We start from the raw sequence: 16,803 nt of genomic DNA, 5'->3' as shown, positions 1-16,803 counted from the left end.
CTGCCCGGGGGGCCGGCCACAGTGATGCCGCCGCCGCCGCGGCGCCCAGACCGATGAGGACCCCGCCATGAGTGCTGCCGCCCCGCGCCGCCGCTTCGACTTCGACACGCTCGCCCCCGTGGAGCGCTACAAGCTGCTGATCGGCTCCGTGGTGCCCCGCCCCATCGCCTGGATCACCACGGTCGACACCGAAGGCCGGGTGAATGCCGCCCCCTACAGCTTCTTCAACGTGCTCTCGCACGACCCCGCGCTGCTGGCCATCGGCGTGGAAAACCACGCCGACATGCGCATGAAGGACACGGCGGCCAATATCCGCGCCACCCAGGAATTCACCGTGAACATCGTCGATTTCGCCACGGTGGAGGCAATGAACGTCACCGCGCTGCCGTTTCCGCCGGAGGTGGACGAGCTGGCCGAGGCCGGGCTCACCGCAGCGCCGGGCGTGCGCGTGGGCAGCCCCTACATCGCCGAGGCGCCGGTGGCCTTCGAGTGCCGCAACCACACCACGCTCAACATCGGCCGCTCGCGCGAGATCGTGCTGGGCGAGGTGCTCACCATGCATGTGCGCGAGGACCTGCTGAACGAGCGGCTGCACATCGACCCCGCGCGGCTCGATGCGGTGGGGCGCATGGGCGGCCAGGGCTATGCCACCATCCGCGACCGGTTCGAGCTTCCCTCCATGACCCTCGCGCGCTGGCAGGAGCTGCGGCCCGCCGAGCCCGCGGCGGAGTAGGCCTGCCCCGCCCCGCTCACTCCGTGCGCAGGTTGTCGCGCCAGCGCTCGGTGAAGAGCCGCTTCTTCTGCCGGTCGTCGGCGGCGAGCAGGGCGGCGCTGAGCGGGATCAGCCGCAGGATGGAGGAGGCGCCGTCCGGCATGTCGAGGTCGGCCTCCTCCGGCGCGCCGAAGCGCACGATGAGCCGGGCGCGGGTGAGCTCGGCCCGGCCCCGGTCGGAGAGCAGGAAGTCGAGCAGCGCCGCCGCCCCCTCCGGGTGGCGGGCCTGGCGCGGGATGAAGGCGGCGCGGCTGAGCACCAGCGTGTAGTCCTGCGGCGCGACCACCGCGAGGTCCGGGTTCGTGGCCGCGCGCGCGAGGGCGTAGGAGCCCAGGATGTTGTAGCCGATCAGCAGCCGCCCGGAGATCACCGCATCGGTGATCTCGGAGGAGCAGCAGGTGGCGATGGCCCCGGTGCGCCCGAAGGCCTCGAGCAGGCTGCCGAAGGTGGTGGCCTGCTGCGAATCGGCGAAGGCGAAGAGATAGCCCAGGCCCGAGGCCTCGATGTCGTAGGTGCCCACGCGGCCGGCGAAGCGGGTGGGGTCGGGGCGCAGCAGGTCGAGCAGGTCATCGCGTGAGCGCGGCGCCTCCTCCGGCCGCACGAGGCGGCGGTTGTAGATGATCACCGCCGGCTCGCGGGTGATGCCGAAGAGCTCGTTGCGCCAGTTCTCCGCCGGGGCGAGCCGGGCCGTGGCCTCCGAGACATGGGCGCGGGCGCAGCCGTCGTTCACCAGCTTCACCTGCTGGTCGGCGGCCGAGCTCATCACCAGGTCGGCGGCGGGGGCGCGGCCCGCGCAGCCCGCGCGCGTCTCGGTTCCCAGCGGGTTCGAGCCCCATTGCTCGTAGCGGATGCCGAGGTCGGCCCGGGTGGCGAGGAAGGCGCGCAGCACCGGGGTGATCGCGCCGATGTCCACCGCGCCGCGCATCACGATCGGGTCGCGCAGATCGCCGAACTGCGCCACCGCCTCCGGCGCGACAGGCTCCGGCCCGCGCCGGCCTATGGGCTCCGGCGGGTGGTCCTGCGCCCGGGCGGCGGCGCCCGCGCAGGCCAGGGCAAGCAGGCAGAGCAGGGCCGCGAACCGCGTCATCGACAGGCCTCCGGACGGGCGCGCGCCGGCGCGGGAAAGGGGCGTTCCGCGCGGCCCTTCAGGCCCGGAAGCGGCTGCGCCCCGCCCCCGCGCGGGCCGGGCACGGGACAGGCGGCGGCCCGGAAGCGGACGGGCGCGGTGCCGGGCCGGCGCGGGGTCGGGCGAACACCGCGGCGGGGGGCGTGGCGACCGGAACGGGGGGCGCTCATGGCTCGGCCTCCCCCGCCGGGCCGGCGGCGGCGGGAAGGTCGAGCCCGGCCTCGAAGCCGCCGCGGGCGCCGGCCTCGAACACCAGCCGGCCGGAATGCGCCTTCGCCACCGCGTGGACGATGGCGAGGCCGAGGCCCGCGCCGTCCGGTGTCACCCCCGCGGTGCGGGAGAAGCGGGCGCCGGCGTCGCGCCAGTGGTCTTCCGGCGGGCCGGCGCCGCGGTCGCGCACGCCGATGCGCACCCGCCCGCCCTGCGCCGCCGCCACGCGCAGCACCACCGGCGGGCTGCCGTGGCGGAAGGCGTTGTTCACCAGGTTCTTGCAGGCCTCGGTGAGCGAGAGCGCATCGCCCCGCACCCAGACCGGATCCTCGGGCACATCGAGTGCCAGGTCGGCGCCGGAGGAGAACAGCTCGTGGTCGCTCTCCTCCGCGGTGCGGATGGCGACGGTGCGCAGGTCGATGAGCCCGGCGGGCTCGGCCTCGGCGCGGTGGATGATGAGCGCGTGGTTCAGCAGCTGGCTGGTGAGGCGCGACAGGCCCACCGCCCGGTCGCGGATGCGGGCGAGGATGGCGCGCAGGCGCGCGGGGTCCTCCTCCTCGGCGGCGAGCTCGGCCTGCGCGCGCAGGGCGGCCACCGGGGTGCGCAGCTGGTGCGAGGCATCGGCGATGAGCCGGCGCTGGCCCTGCATCTGGTCGTTCAGCCGCGCCATGAAGCGGTTGATCGCGGTGACGATGATCGCCGTCTCGCGCGGCAGGTCGACCTCCAGCGGCGTGAGGTCGTGCGGGTCGCGCCAGGAGAGGGCGGCCTCGATGCGGCGCAGGGGGGCGAGGGCGGAGCGGATGGCAAACACCGCGAGCCCCACCATCAGCACCCCGGCAAGGCCCAGCACCAGCAGCGCCTTGCTGGTGATGTCCCAGGCCAGCGCGTCCCGCGCGCGCATGGTGTGGCCCACGATCACGTCGACCGTGCCGGAGAAGGCGCGCTCGGCGAAGCGGCGGCGCACGGAGACGTAGCGCGCCCGCTCGCCGCGGAACTCGCCGTTGTAGAACACCGTGTCGGCGGTGGCCCGGGCCGGGCGGCCCACCTCGTCGTAGCCGGTGAGGGTGACGCCGCCGGGCCCCACCACGCGCCAGGCCACTCGGTCCTCCGGGGCGAGGGCCATCAGCTCGAAGGCCGAGACCGGGATGTCGACGATCACCTCGCCGCCCTGGATGCGGATGGCGCCGGCGATCTGGTTTGCCGCGCCCACCAGCAGCCGGTCGAACGCCTCGTGCGCCGCGTCCCGCCCGTAGGCGAGGGCGGCGAAGGTCACCACCACGCCGCCGCCCGAGAGGATGAGCGCCACGGCGAGCGCGAGGCGGGTGCCGATGGAGGCCACCCGGGGCCGCAGCTTCGGGGGGGCGGCGGCCTCACTCATCGGCGACGAGCTGGTAGCCGAGCCCGCGCAGGGTGCGGATGGAGACACGGCTGCCCTCGATCTTGCGCCGCACCCGGGCGACGTAGATCTCGATGGCGGTGAGGCCGACCTCCTCCTCGTCGAAGGGGAACATGCGCTCGAAGATGCGCTCCTTCGACATCACCCGGCCGCGGTTCGCGATCAGCACCTCGAACAGGCTCAGCTCGCGGCGGGTGAGCGCCACCGGCCGGCCCGACACGCTGAGCGTGCGGCCCGCGGGGTCGAAGGCAAGGTCGCCGAAGGCGATCTCGCCGCCCCGGTCCGGCGTGGCGCGGCGGGCGAGGGCGCGCACCCTCGCCTCGAGCTCGCGCAGGTCGAACGGCTTGACCAGGTAGTCGTCCGCCCCGGTGTCGAGGGCGGCGATGCGGTCCTCCACCTCGATGCGGGCGGTGAGCATCAGCACGGGGGTCGCGTTGCGCGCGCCGCGCATCTCGCGCAGCAGCTCGGTGCCCGATCCGTCGGGGAGGTTTATGTCGAGGATCGCCACGTCGTAATCCTGCACCGCCAGCGCGTCGCGCGCCCTTGCCAGCGTGTCGGCATGGTCCACCGCCGCACCACGTCGCGCGAGGCTGGCCACGATGGCCTCGGCCACGTCACTCGTGTCTTCGAGAAGCAGAACGCGCATCGGGCTCCTCCGCACCGGAACAGGCGGGCTGGCGGGGCGCCGACCATAGACCAGCGCGCGGGCGGGGTGAAGGCATCGCCGCGCGGCGCTGAAAGGTTCGCGAAAGCTTTACACGTTAGGCGCTCGGGTCCCGGCCCCCGTGTGCCACGCGATGGCGCCCCGGGCAGAACGAGACAACAAACGAGAATACAAACGGAGGATCTCGATGTTCACCTCGCCTCTCATCCGCCGCAGCCTGGCCGCCTTCGCGGTGCTGTGCTCCGCCGCGGCCCCCACCCTCGCCTTCGAGCCGTCCACGCCCGAGTGCATCGCCCCGGCAAACCCCGGCGGCGGCTGGGACTTCACCTGCCGCCAGGTGGGCAAGGCCATGCAGGACCTCGGCCTCGTGCCCGGCACGGTGCAGGTCACCAACATCGCCGGCGGCGGCGGCGGCGTGGCCTTCTCCTCGGTGGTCACCAAGCGCGGCGATGACCCGAACCTGATCGTGGCCGCCTCCTCGGCCACCTCCACCCGGCTCGCGCAGGGCGCCTACCCCGGCAACACCATGGACCAGGTGCGCTGGCTCGCCTCCGTGGGCGCGGATTACGGCATCATCGCCGTGGCGAAGGACAGCGAGATCAACACGCTGCCCGAGCTGATGGAGCAGATGAAGGCCGACCCGCGCTCGGTGGCCGTGGCCGGCGGCTCGGCCGTGGGCGGCTGGGACCACCTCAAGGTGCTGATGGCCGCCCAGGCCGCCGGCATCACCGACGTGCGCTCGATCAAGTACGTGGCCTTCAACGGCGGCGGCGAGGCGGTGACGCAGCTGCTCGCCGGCTCGGTGCAGGCCTTCACGGGCGACGCATCGGAGGCCAAGGGCTTCGTCGACTCCGGCGACATCAAGGTGATCGCGGTGCTGGCGCCCGAGCGGCTGGAGGGTGACTTCGCCTCCTTCCCCACCGCGAGGGAGCAGGGCATCGACGTGATCGGCGCCAACTGGCGCGGCTTCTACGCCCCCGGCGACATGTCGGACGAGGCCTATGACTACTGGGTGGACGCGATCGGCAAGGTCTACGAATCCGACGAGTGGAAGGAGATCATGGCCAACAGCGGCCTCGCCCCGCTCGACCTGCGCGGCCCGGAATTCCAGGAATTCGTGGCCGACTCGGTCTCCTCGATCACCGACATCTCCCGCGAGATCGGCCTGATCAAGTAATCCGCCTCCCCGCGGCGCGCCGCCCGGCGCCGCCGCGGGGCCCCTCGCGGACCGGATCATCGGGAGACCCATCATGAGTGATCGCATCTTCGGCGGCATCGGGCTCGCGCTCGCCGTCTTCTTCATCTGGCAGGCCCGCCTCATCGAGCTGAGCTTCATCTCCGACCCGGTGGGCCCGCGGACCTTCCCCATCATCATCGGCGTGGCGCTGGGGCTGGCGAGCCTCGTCATCCTCCTCAAGCCCGACACGGCGCCGGAATGGCCCGCCCTCGGCCGGCTGTTCGAGATCGCGGTCTCGGTCGCGGTGATGGTGGCCTACGCGGTGCTGCTGCCCGAGCTGGGCTTCGTCATCGCCACCGCCCTCGCCTCGGCCTTCCTCACCTGGCGGCTGGGCACGGCGCCCGCGTGGTCGCTGGTGGTGGGCGCCTGCACCTCGGTGGGCATCTACGTGATCTTCCACCTCGTGCTCGGGCTGTCGCTGGCCCGCGGCCCGCTCGGCTTCTGAGGACACAGACATCATGGACACACTCGCCTCCCTCGGCGACGGCTTCCTCGTCGCCCTCACCTGGCAGAACATGTTCCTCGCGCTCATCGGCTGCTTCCTGGGCACGATCATGGGCGCGCTGCCGGGCCTCGGGCCCTCGAACGGCGTCGCCATCCTCATCCCGCTCGCCTTCACGCTGGGCCTGCCGGCCACTCCGGCGCTGATCCTGCTCACCTCGGTCTATTACGGGGCGATGTACGGCGGGCGCATCTCCTCCATCCTGCTCAACATCCCCGGCGACGAACCGGCGCTGATGACCACGCTCGACGGCTACCCGATGGCGCAGGCCGGCCGGGCGGGCGAGGCGCTGGCCCTCTCGGGCATCGCCTCCTTCGTGGGCGCCTTCTTCGCCACCTGGGGGCTGGTGTTCCTCGCGCCGCAGCTGGTGAAACTCGCGCTGCTGTTCGGGCCGGCGGAGTATTTCGCGCTCTTCACCCTCGCCTTCGCCACGCTGGGCGGCATCTCCTCGAAGAACCAGGCCAAGGCGGCCTTCGCCGCGGCGCTCGGCCTCGGCATCGCCATGGTGGGTGTCGACGGGCAGACCGGCGTGCCGCGCTTCTCCTTCGGCGAGGTGCATCTCTACGACGGGATCGACTTCCTCGTCGCCATCGTCGGGCTGTTCGCGCTGTCGGAAGTGTTCATCTTCCTCGAGCACCGCGGCGAGGACGAGGGCGCGAAGAAGGCGAAGGGCGTGGGCATCGGGCGCATCACCCCGCCGCTCGGGCTGCTGGGGCGCTGCACGCCCACCATGCTGCGCTCGTCGCTGATCGGCTTCGTGGCCGGCGTGCTGCCGGGCGCGGGCGCCTCGCTGGGCTCGTTCATCTCCTACTCGCTCGAGAAGAAGATGGTCGACCGCAAGGGCACCTTCGGCACCGGCGATCCGCGCGGCGTGGCCGCCCCGGAGGCGGGCAACAACGCCGCCGCCGGCGGCGCGCTGGTGCCGATGCTGGCCCTCGGCGTGCCGGGCTCGGGCACCACGGCGGTGCTGCTCGCCATGCTGCTCGCGCTCAACATCACCCCCGGGCCGCTGCTGTTCAGCCAGAACCCGGACGTGGTCTGGGGCCTGATCGCGGCGCTGTTCATCGCCAACTTCATGCTGCTGGCGCTCAACATCCCGATGGTCGGCATGTTCGTGCGGGTGCTGCTGATCCCGCCGCGCATCCTGATGCCGATCGTGGCCATGGTGTCCTTCGTGGGCATCTACGGCATCTCCGGCTCCAGCTTCGACCTGCTGGTGATGGTGATCTTCGGGGTGCTGGGCTGGGTGCTGCGCAAGCTCGACGTGCCGCTGGTGCCGATCATCCTGGGCATCCTGCTGGGCAACGACATGGAGGCGAACCTGCGCCGCGCCATGACCATCTCCGACGGCGACTGGTCGGTGCTGGTGTCCTCGCCGCTGGCACTGGTGCTCTGGGCCATCGCCATCGTGGGCTTCGTGCTGCCGATCATCTTCGGCGGCGTGCTGCGCCGGCGCATGGCCATGCGCCGCGACGCGGGAGGCTCCACCTCCGACTGAGCCGGCCACGGCAGACCCGGCAACACCGCGGCGCCCCCTCCCCCGGGGGCGCCGCTTCGCGTTTCAGCCCAGCCCGGCCGCCGACCAGGCCCAGGCCACGGCCTCCACCCCGAAGACCACGACAAGGGCGGTCCAGAGCGCCGCGAGCAGGCTCAGCACCAGCCCCACCGCCACGGCCGCGCCGTCACGGAAGGCAAAACCGAAACCCATCACGATGACCGCCACCGCGGGCGGCTGGTTGCCGAAGGGGATGGGCAGCAGGATCATCACCCCCATCGCGAGCAGCACGAGCGAGAGCAGGCGCCGGGCGGCCGGGCCGGTGAGCGCGCGCAGCCGCGGCCGCAGCAGCCGCTCCACCCGGGCCAGCGCCCGCGCCGCCCGCCCCGACATGGCCCGCACCATCACCTGCGGCAGCGCCCGCCGGCGCAGCCATTCCGGCAGGCTGACCCGCCGGGCGCCGAAGAGCAGCTGCACCGAGGCCAGCGTGATCGCCGCACCGAACAGCATGCCCACCGGCAGGCCCGGCGAGGGGAGCATGGCCGGGATGCCCAGCACCACCAGCATCAGCCCGACCCCGGCGGCCCCCATGCCGTCGATCACGGCGCCCACGCGCACCGAGCCTTCCGGCCCGACCTCGCCGGCAAGCCGGGCGAGCCGCTCCGACAGGCGCGGCGCGGTCTCGGTTTCGGGGGCACGTGCCGGTGGCCGTGCCGTGGCAGGCTGTTCCAAAGCGGTCTCCTGTTGCGGGGTCCCCCCTGACCTAGGTGCCCGCCTGCCGTCCGCAAGGGCGTGCGGCGCCACGACACCCGCCCCGGCCGGCGCCGCATCCCCCCTTCATTGACTTCCCGCGCGCGCGCACAATATTGCGGTACCGCTCCGTTTCCTTTTTCCCCGCCACGGTCGTGCGGGGCCCCCGCGCGACGGAACCGGGAGGTTGCGGCGTTTAGGAAGCAGAGCCACATCAATGGTCCGGCGGCCTCTCCGGCCCCGCGTACCCCCCCGGACCGCAGGAGACGGAATTGCCCAAGACCAGCGTAAGCTACGCACCGCCCGCCGCGGCGCGCAGGAGGTCCCTTTCATGAACGCGCACCCCACCCCGCGCCGCCGGCGCATCCGGCTGCTGCCGGTTCTCGTGGTGCTGGCCCTCGGCGCCGGCATCGCCTGGTACGTGCGGGCCTCCGTGTTGACCGAGGAGGCCCCGCAGGTGATGACCGCCGTCGCCACCCGCGGCAGCCTCGAGCAGACCGTGCTCGCCAGCGGCACGCTGAAGCCGGTGAAGCTGGTGGCGGTGGGCGCGCAGGTCTCCGGGCAGATCACCGCGCTCGATGTCGCCCTGGGCGACGAGGTGAAGGAGGGCGACCTGGTGGCCGAGATCGACTCGGTGACCCAGGAGAACGACCTGCGCACCGCCCAGGCCCAGCTCGCCAACGTCCGCGCCCAGAAGGCCGAGGCAGAGGCCACCCTGCGCCTCGCGCAGACCACCCTCGCCCGCCAGCGCAAGATGGTGCAGGCCCGCACCGGCTCGCAGGCCGATCTCGACACCGCAGAGGCCGATGTGGCGACGACCGAGGCGCAGATCGATGCGCTCGACGCGCAGATTGAGGAGGCGGAGGTGGGCGTGTCCACCGCGCAGGCCAACCTCGCCTACACCCGCATCACCGCGCCGATGGACGGCACCGTGCTCGCCGTCGTCAGCCAGCAGGGCCAGACGGTGAACGCCGCCCAGTCCACCCCCACGATCATCGTGCTCGGCCAGCTCGACACCATGACCGTGCGCGCCGAGATCTCGGAGGCCGACATCGTGAACGTGCATCCCGGCCAGCCGGTGTATTTCACCGTGCTGGGCGACCCGGGCACCCGCTACGACGCCACGCTGCAGTCGATCGAACCGGCGCCCGAGTCGATCACCTCCGACAGTGCCATCACCTCCTCGAGCAGCACGAGTTCCTCCTCGAGCTCGAGCTCCTCGGCGATCTACTACAACGGCATCTTCGACGTGCCCAACCCCGAGGGCCGGCTGCGCACCTACATGACCGCGGAGGTGCATATCGTGCTCGGCGCCGCCGATGACGCGGTGCTGGTGCCTTCCTCGGCTCTCTCCGGCTCGCAGGCCTCCGGCTACACGCTGCGGGTCCAGGGCCCCGGCGGCGCCATCGAGACCCGCGAGGTCGAGGTGGGGCTCAACAACAAGATCCGCGCCGAGATCACCTCGGGCCTCGAGGAGGGCGAGCGGGTGGTGACCAGCGCGCTCACCACCGCCGCCGCCGACACCGCCACGCAGGGCCGCCGCGGCCCGCCGATGGGGCTCTGAGCCATGGCCGAACCGCTCATCGTGCTGGAGGGCCTGCGCCGGGAGTTTCCCGCCGGCGAAGGCACGCTCACCGTGCTCAAGGACATCGACCTCACCATCGCGGAGGGCGAGATGGTGGCCATCGTCGGCGCATCCGGCTCCGGCAAGTCGACGCTGATGAACATCCTCGGCTGCCTCGACCGGCCGAGCGCCGGCAGCTACCGCGTCTCCGGCCGGGAGGTGGGCGCGCTGGAGACCGACGCGCTGGCCGCGCTGCGGCGCGAGCATTTCGGCTTCATCTTCCAGCGCTACCACCTGCTCTCCGAGCTCACCGCGCTGGGGAACGTGGAGATCCCGGCCATCTACGCCGGGCGCAGCGCGGAGGAGCGGCAGGAACGCGCCGCCGCCCTGCTCGCCCGGCTGGGGATGGAGGAGCGCGCCGGCCACCGGCCGGGCCAGCTCTCCGGCGGGCAGCAGCAGCGCGTGTCGATCGCCCGGGCGCTGGTGAACGACGCGAACGTGATCCTCGCGGACGAGCCCACCGGCGCGCTCGACACCCAGAGCGGCGAGGAGGTGCTGCGCATCCTCGAGGAGCTCAACCGCGAGGGGCGCACGGTGATCGTCGTCACCCATGACATGGCGGTGGCTGCGCGCGCGCAGCGCATCATCGAGATCCGCGACGGCGAGATCCTCTCCGACCGGAAGGTCGAGCGCAGCGCCCCCGGGGAGGCGGAGATCGCGCCGGAGGCGGCTGCCCCGCGCGGGGCGGCGCGCAACCGCGCGGCCGCGGCGGCCGACCGGTTCCGCGAGGCGTTCCGCATGGCGCTGCTGTCGATGCAGGCGCACCGGCTGCGCACCTTCCTCACCATGCTGGGCATCATCATCGGCATCGCCTCGGTGGTCTGCGTGGTGGCGCTCGGCGCGGGGTCGCGGCAGCAGGTGCTGGCCAATATCTCCAGCCTGGGCACCAACACGCTGGAGATCTTCCCCGGCAAGGATTTCGGCGACCTGCGCTCGGGCCGCATCACCACGCTGGTGGTGGGCGACGCGACGGCGCTGGAGGCCCAGCCCTATGCCGCCGCGGTGACACCCACCGTCTCCACCTCCAGCACCGCGCGCTTCGGCGCCACGGAGGCGAGCGCGCTCATCAACGGTGTGGGGGCGCAGTATTTCGAGGCCAAGGGGCTCGGCCTGCTCGAGGGCCGGCTCTTCGACCAGGAAAGCGTGACCGCCCGCGGCCAGGACGCGGTGATCGACACCAACACCCGCGACACGCTGTTCACCGCCCCCGGCGAGAGCGCCATCGGCCAGGTGATCCTGCTCGGCGCGACGCCGGTGCGGGTGGTGGGCGTGGTCTCGGCCAGCCAGGGCGGCTTCGGCGCCTCGAACAACCTCTCGGTCTACCTGCCCTACACCACGGTGCAGACCCGCTTCACCGGCGATTCCACCCTGCGCTCGATCACCCTGCGCGTGGCCGACGACACCTCGCCCGACCTCGCCGCCCAGTCTGTCACCGCCCTGCTCACCCAGCGGCACGGCACGAAGGACTTCTTCATCCTCAACACCGACGACATCCGCGCCACCATCACCGCCACCACCGACACGCTCACGCTGCTCATCGCGGCGATCGCGCTGATCTCGCTGCTGGTGGGGGGCATCGGGGTGATGAACATCATGCTGGTCTCGGTCTCCGAGCGGGTGGGCGAGATCGGGGTGCGCATGGCGGTGGGGGCCCGGCAGGGCGACATCCTGCAGCAGTTCCTCATCGAGGCGGTGCTGGTGTGCCTGATCGGCGGCGGGCTGGGCATCGGGCTCGCGCTCGGCTTCGGGGTGCTGTTCGACATGGCGGGCACCGGCTTCACGCTGATCTACTCGGAAGCCTCGATCGTGATGGCGGTGGTCTCCTCCAGCCTGATCGGCATCGCCTTCGGCTACCTGCCGGCGCGCAACGCCTCGCGGCTCGACCCCGTGGCCGCCCTGTCGCGCAACTAGCGCCGCGGGGCCGGCCGGCCCCCTGGCGGAAGCCGGGTCAGCTCGCCACCGCGTTGCGCCTGCGCTTGGCCTCGTAGAGGCGCAGGTCGGCGCGGTCGACCATCTCGCGCAGGCTCTCGCCGCCCGCGCCGTTGACCAGCCCGACGCTGACCGAGAGGCGGATGCCACCGAAATCGGCCGCCGCGTTGCTTTCCTCCACCGCGAGGCGGGCGCGCTCCGCCACCGCCTCGGCCGCGGCCCCGGTGACGCCGGGCAGCAGCGCCGCGAACTCGTCGCCGCCCAGCCGGCCCAGGAGGTCGCCCGAGCGCAGAGCCGAGCGCAGGGCGGTGGCGGTGATCGCCAGGGCCGCGTCGCCGCCGGCGTGGCCGCGGGTGTCGTTGATCAGCTTGAGCCGGTCGAGGTCGACGACCAGCACCGCCACGGCGGCGTCCTTGCGCCGCGCCCGGCGCATCGCCCGCTCTCCGAGCACGAAGAAGGCCTCGCGCCGCAGCGCCCCGGTCAGCCCGTCGACGCTGGCGCGCTGTCCGAGCCGCTCGACATGGCCCTTCATCGCCCGGCCCAGCAGACCGCCGAGCACCGCGGCGAGGGCCGTCGCGACCAGGATCGGCGCCATCACCCGCGGCTCGGCCAGCACGCTCAGCAGGGTGGGCCGGGGCCGGGCCGCGATGACATTCACCTGAGCGCCCGCGAGCGCGCCCTGCGCGGAGACGAGCGGCAGCAGCGACACCAGCGGCCCGCCCTCCTCGGTGCGCAGCAGCGCATAGCGCCGCTCGGTGCACAGCCGGTCGATGGCGGCGGCGCCCGCGTCGGTGCTGCCCAGCGACGCGACGCCCGTCATGAAGCCGGCCATGCGCGCCCGGCAGGCGCCGGCATCCGCCCCCTCCGGGAAGATCAGCGTGTCGATGGTGAGCGAGAGGTCGGGCGACAGCATGATCGAGGTGCGGTCACGGGCGTCGGCATCCGGCAGTTCGCCGGCGCCGAAGCGCTCGTAGAACGTGCCGATGGCGGACAGCCGACGGGTTTCCTCCGTCCAGTTTCCGATGCCGATGTTCCATGCGATGGCCATTGTGGCCAGGAGCGCTATGAGCGCGCCCTTAATCGCCATGGTGACAGGATGAAACAGGAAGGGCAGAAGACTGCCTATCCTGTGGAGGGTGCTCATCATCACTAACGCCGGGCCCGATTCCGAAAGGATTTTCTTCCGGGTAACGCTTAACACCCCCGCAGGCATTTGCCACCCCGCCTTTTCCCTTGCCGTCACGCCCGGCGCGGCAGGGCCGGTGGCGGCCCCGGCCCGCGGCGCGAAGGCGGCGGGCCGGGGCGCGGAGGCTTACTCGATCACCGCGCAGGCGATGCGGCTGCCGGCATCGCCCGAGGGCTGGGAACTGTAGTCGTCCGTGCCGTCATGGATGACGATGGCAAGGCCGGCGATGTCCGCCTCGCCCTCGCCCAGCGTCACGGCGGGGTTGAGCACCTGGGTGCGCAGCACGCCGTCGGCACCCACGTACTGGTTGGGCATGTCGCCGGCGTGCGGGCCCCCCTCGGAGAGGTAGCCGTGCTCGGCGCCGGTGGGGTTGAAATGTCCGCCGGCGGACTTGAAGCCGTCGGCGGCATCGCAGGCGCCGTTCTCGTGGATGTGGAAGGCCACCCAGCTTTCTGCCGGCAGGCCGGTGATCTCGGCCTCGATGAGCACGCCGGAGCCGGTGGCGGTCAGTTCGGCCGAGCCGGCCTCCCCGCCCTCGGCATTCACGAAGCTGGCCGTCGCGTCGGCCGCCGCGGCGGGCAGCGCGCAAAGGCCGGCGAACGCGCCGGCGGCGAGCAGGGTCATTGCTTTGGTCTTCATCACTGGTCTCCTTTCAGGGTCGGCGTGAGGGGGCGGACCGCTCCGGCACGGAGGCCGCGGCCCCACCCCCTGCCCGGCAGGTGCCGCGCGGGGGGTGGCCCAGTGCAGCAGATACCCCGGCCGGCTCCCGGGGCAAGCGATGCGGCGATCACGTTCGGCACGGAACGGACATTTCCGCCCACCGGAATTCCCGCCGGCGGCATGCAACCTTTCGGGCGGGGGGGCGTTTGTGCTCGCATGTCCGACAACACGACCCCCGAAGACCACCCCGCCCGCTCCGGCGCCACGCCGCACGGGACCCCCCCGGATCTGACCGGCCATCTGCCCGGCCGCCAGGGCGCGGCACGCGGCGAGGCCCGCGTGCGCGACGGCCGCGAGGAGGAAGAGGTGCGCGACCGCTCGCGGCTGCGCGCCCCCATCGTCTACGAGATCATCCGCCGCGACGGCGAGGACGAGATGGACCGCCCCCTCACCTCGCTGTGGTGGTCGGGCGTGGCGGCGGGGCTGAGCATCGGCTTCTCGCCGCTCAGCGAGGCGCTGCTGCGCTCGCACCTGCCCGACACCGACTGGCGGCCGCTCATCGACAATTTCGGCTACGCGGTGGGCTTTCTCATCGTGATCATGGCGCGCCAGCAGCTCTTCACCGAGAACACCATCGCCGCGGTGCTGCCGATCTGCGCCAACCCCACCCGCCGGGCCTTCGCCAAGATGCTGCGGCTGTGGAGCACGGTCTTCGTGGCCAACATCGTGGGGGCGATGCTGTTTGCCGCCTTCCTCGTGTGCACGGGCGTGCTGAGCGAGGAGATGATGACCGCGCTCACCGGCCTGTCGGAGGAGGCGCTCTCGCCCGGGCCGCTGGAACTGGTGATACGCGGCGTGGCGGCCGGCTGGCTCATCGCCTCCGTGGTGTGGATCCTGCCAAGCGCGGAAAACTCCCGCACGCTGGTGATCGTGCTGATCACCTACCTGATCGGGCTGGGCGAATTCGCCCATGTCATCGCCGGCTCGGTGGAGGCGAGCGTGCTCATCCTGCAGGGCACGGTCTCGATCGGCCACTCGGTGTTCGCCTTCCTGCTGCCCACGCTTGTGGGCAACATTCTCGGCGGCACGGCGCTGTTCACCCTGCTCGCCTACGGACAGGTGCACCACGAGCTGGAAGACTGAAGGCGCGCGCCCCCGGGGCCCCGGGGGCGCTGCCGGCCGTCAGGCCAGCATCTCCGCGATCGCCTTGCCGCAGGCCTCGGTGGAGGCGGAGCCGCCCAGGTCGCGGGTGCGGGTGGCGGGGGTTCTGAGCGCCTCGGCCACCGCTTCCATGATGGCGGCGGCGGCTTCCGGCTCTCCGAGATGCTCGAGCATCATCGCCGCCGACCAGATCTGTCCCACCGGGTTCGCGATGCCCTGCCCGGCGATGTCGGGCGCCGAGCCGTGCACCGGCTCGAAGAGCGAGGGAAAGCGGCCCTCGGGGTTGATGTTGCCCGAGGGTGCAATGCCGATGGTGCCGGTGCAGGCCGGCCCGAGGTCCGACAGGATGTCGCCGAAGAGGTTCGAGGCCACCACCACGTCGAACCGGTCCGGGTGGAGCACGAAATTCGCGGTGAGGATGTCGATGTGGTACTTGTCCCAGGTGATGTCCGGGTAGGCCTTCGCCATCTCCTCCACCCGCTCGTCCCAGTAGGGCATCGAGATGGAGATGCCGTTCGACTTGGTGGCCGAGGTGAGGCGGCGGCGCGGCCGGGTCATCGCCAGCTCGAAGGCGTATTTCAGCACCCGGTCGATGCCGTGCCGGCTCATCACCGTTTCCTGGATGACGATCTCGCGCTCGGTGCCGGGGTACATGCGCCCGCCGAGCGAGGTGTATTCGCCCTCGGTGTTCTCGCGCACCACCCAGAAGTCGATGTCGCCGGCCTTGCGCCCCGCGAGCGGCGAGGGCACGCCCTCCATCAGCCGCACCGGGCGCAGGTTGATGTACTGGTCGTACTCGCGGCGGAACTGCAGCAGCGAGCCCCAGAGCGAGACATGGTCGGGCACGGTGTCCGGCCAGCCGACGGCGCCGAAGAAGATCGCGTCGGTGCCCGAGAGCCGGTCCTTCCAGTCCTCCGGCATCATCCGGCCGTGCTTCGCGTAATACGCGCAGGAGGCGAACTCGTGCCAGGTCTGGCGGAGCTCGAAGCCGAAGCGTTTCGCCGCCGCCTCCAGCACCCGGATGCCCTCGGGCATCACCTCGTTGCCGATGCCGTCACCGGGGATCACCGAAATCTCGTAGCTCTTCATCACTGCCTCTCCTGCCGGGCCTGGGCGGCCGGGGAGCCATGGGTGCCACGGCAGGCCACGGCGCGCAAGCCGCGCTCAGCCGAGCGCCTGGCTCGACAGGGCGAACACCCGCGGCGCGCCTGCGCCGCGCGCGGGCTGCGGGCGCAGCACCCCGGGGCCCGCAATCATCTGCGTGCCGCCGTCCTTGCCCGGCAGGCCGAGCCCGGAGACGAGGGGCGAGAGCCCGCCGGCGCGCGTGCAGTCGATGCGCACGAAGCCGCCCGGCCCGCCGCAGAGCAGCGCATGGGCGGCGAGGCGGAAGGCGGTCTCGCGCGCGGTGGCGACCACCGGCCCCACCAGCGTGCCGCGCCCGAAGCAGCGGCGCACGGCATAGCCCTCCGGCGCCTCCTCCGGTCCTTCGACGAAGACCTCGCCGCGCTGCATCAGCAGGCCGAGCAGGGCGGAGCGGTCGAGCCCGGTCGCGGCGCGGTCGAGGGCGCAGAGCGCGGCGAGCTGCCCCGGCGCCGCCCGGCGCGGGCCGGCGGGCGGCAGGGCGCGCGGCGCGGCGCCCTGGTGCTGGTGCACCGGGTCCGTGGGCTCGAACCCCTCGGAGCGGTAGAGGGCCAGGCCCTCGTCGGTCGCGGTGAGGCCGTAGGAGCTGGTGTCGCCCTCCATCACCCCGCGCAGCAGCCTGCGCCCGATGCCGCGCCCCTGGCGCGTGGGGTCGACGATGACCATCGAGATGCGTGCATGCCCGGGCGCGAAGGCGGTGCGCAGGATCGAGCCCACCACGCGCTCGCCCTCGAGCGCCACCAGCCCCTGCGACAGCCCGGCCACCAGCCCCCAGTCCTCCGCGCGGTGTGACCAGCCCACCGCGCGCGACAGCGCCACCGCGCCCTCCAGCCGCGCGGGGCTCATCGGCACGAGGACGGGGCCGGTCTGTGTCCGGTCCGGGCTCCGGCTTTCGCTGTGCTTCTGCATGCATTGCCTCCTGTCATCCGGGCGCGCACAATCGCGGGAAAG

15 protein-coding genes are annotated in these 16,803 nt (G+C 72.4%); 7 read left to right on the top strand and 8 right to left on the bottom strand.

What is annotated here, in order from left to right; all coding sequences use genetic code 11:
- Nucleotides 1–67 precede the first annotated feature (67 nt).
- Nucleotides 68–733 carry a flavin reductase family protein gene (locus D3P35_RS06360; protein ID WP_118133645.1) on the top strand — a complete coding sequence of 222 codons (666 nt, stop codon included), beginning with the start codon at nt 68–70 and terminating at the stop codon, nt 731–733.
- A 16-nt stretch (nt 734–749) separates the two neighbouring features.
- Here the strand turns inward: D3P35_RS06360 and D3P35_RS06355 are convergent, their stop codons facing one another.
- The 3 genes from D3P35_RS06355 to D3P35_RS06345 all read right to left on the bottom strand — a co-directional run bounded on the left by D3P35_RS06355 (nt 750) and on the right by D3P35_RS06345 (nt 4,150).
- On the bottom strand, nt 750–1,859 hold the full coding sequence (locus tag D3P35_RS06355; protein WP_118133643.1) for an ABC transporter substrate-binding protein: 1,110 nt from the start codon (nt 1,857–1,859) through the stop codon (nt 750–752).
- Between the two features lie 205 nt (nt 1,860–2,064).
- Entirely contained in the window at nt 2,065–3,486 is a 1,422-nt protein-coding gene (locus D3P35_RS06350; protein ID WP_198670488.1) for a sensor histidine kinase, read from the bottom strand.
- Nucleotides 3,479–4,150, bottom strand: coding sequence for a response regulator transcription factor (locus tag D3P35_RS06345; protein ID WP_118133641.1), 672 nt, complete (start codon nt 4,148–4,150; stop codon nt 3,479–3,481). The genes D3P35_RS06350 and D3P35_RS06345 overlap by 8 nt, the downstream gene beginning before the upstream one ends.
- 205 nt (nt 4,151–4,355) lie before the next feature.
- Here D3P35_RS06345 and D3P35_RS06340 point away from each other — a divergent pair, with 205 nt between their 5' ends.
- The 3 genes from D3P35_RS06340 (at nt 4,356) to D3P35_RS06330 (ending at nt 7,405) form a co-directional block, all read left to right on the top strand.
- A complete protein-coding gene (locus D3P35_RS06340; RefSeq protein ID WP_118133639.1) occupies nt 4,356–5,345 on the top strand; it encodes a tripartite tricarboxylate transporter substrate binding protein in 990 nt (329 codons plus the stop codon).
- Between the two features lie 73 nt (nt 5,346–5,418).
- Nucleotides 5,419–5,850, top strand: a complete 432-nt coding sequence (locus D3P35_RS06335; protein ID WP_118133637.1) for a tripartite tricarboxylate transporter TctB family protein — start codon at nt 5,419–5,421, stop codon at nt 5,848–5,850.
- A 13-nt stretch (nt 5,851–5,863) separates the two neighbouring features.
- Nucleotides 5,864–7,405 carry a tripartite tricarboxylate transporter permease gene (locus D3P35_RS06330; protein WP_118133635.1) on the top strand — a complete coding sequence of 514 codons (1,542 nt, stop codon included), beginning with the start codon at nt 5,864–5,866 and terminating at the stop codon, nt 7,403–7,405.
- A gap of 63 nt (nt 7,406–7,468) precedes the next feature.
- Here D3P35_RS06330 and D3P35_RS06325 read toward each other — a convergent pair whose 3' ends face one another.
- Entirely contained in the window at nt 7,469–8,134 is a 666-nt protein-coding gene (locus D3P35_RS06325) for an exopolysaccharide biosynthesis protein (RefSeq protein ID WP_157982051.1), read from the bottom strand.
- Nucleotides 8,135–8,483: 349 nt separating this feature from the next.
- On the opposite strand from D3P35_RS06325, the gene D3P35_RS06320 reads away from it, so the two are divergent.
- Together D3P35_RS06320 and D3P35_RS06315 are read left to right on the top strand one after the other, a co-directional pair.
- Nucleotides 8,484–9,716, top strand: a complete 1,233-nt coding sequence (locus D3P35_RS06320) for an efflux RND transporter periplasmic adaptor subunit (RefSeq protein ID WP_118133632.1) — start codon at nt 8,484–8,486, stop codon at nt 9,714–9,716.
- A 3-nt stretch (nt 9,717–9,719) separates the two neighbouring features.
- Entirely contained in the window at nt 9,720–11,687 is a 1,968-nt protein-coding gene (locus D3P35_RS06315) for a MacB family efflux pump subunit (RefSeq protein ID WP_118133630.1), read from the top strand.
- 37 nt (nt 11,688–11,724) lie between these two features.
- On the opposite strand, the gene D3P35_RS06310 is transcribed toward D3P35_RS06315, so the two are convergent.
- Nucleotides 11,725–12,852: a GGDEF domain-containing protein gene (locus tag D3P35_RS06310; protein WP_157982050.1), complete on the bottom strand. Its 1,128-nt coding sequence runs from the start codon at nt 12,850–12,852 to the stop codon at nt 11,725–11,727.
- A gap of 165 nt (nt 12,853–13,017) precedes the next feature.
- Nucleotides 13,018–13,530, bottom strand: a complete 513-nt coding sequence (locus D3P35_RS06305; protein WP_118133627.1) for a superoxide dismutase family protein — start codon at nt 13,528–13,530, stop codon at nt 13,018–13,020.
- 237 nt (nt 13,531–13,767) lie between these two features.
- Between D3P35_RS06305 and D3P35_RS06300 the strand changes: the two genes are divergently transcribed.
- On the top strand, nt 13,768–14,694 hold the full coding sequence (locus D3P35_RS06300) for a formate/nitrite transporter family protein (protein ID WP_118133625.1): 927 nt from the start codon (nt 13,768–13,770) through the stop codon (nt 14,692–14,694).
- Between the two features lie 39 nt (nt 14,695–14,733).
- Here the strand turns inward: D3P35_RS06300 and D3P35_RS06295 are convergent, their stop codons facing one another.
- Nucleotides 14,734–15,801, bottom strand: a complete 1,068-nt coding sequence (locus tag D3P35_RS06295; RefSeq protein ID WP_118133623.1) for a tartrate dehydrogenase — start codon at nt 15,799–15,801, stop codon at nt 14,734–14,736.
- Between the two features lie 75 nt (nt 15,802–15,876).
- A complete protein-coding gene (locus D3P35_RS06290) occupies nt 15,877–16,761 on the bottom strand; it encodes a GNAT family N-acetyltransferase (RefSeq protein ID WP_198670486.1) in 885 nt (294 codons plus the stop codon).
- Nucleotides 16,762–16,803: the final 42 nt, after the last annotated feature.

The sequence above is a fragment of the Oceanicella sp. SM1341 genome (assembly GCF_003448965.1).
GTDB lineage: Bacteria > Pseudomonadota > Alphaproteobacteria > Rhodobacterales > Rhodobacteraceae > Paroceanicella.
Note: the sequence above shows the minus strand (reverse complement) of the source record. Positions and strands in the feature narration are given on the sequence as shown.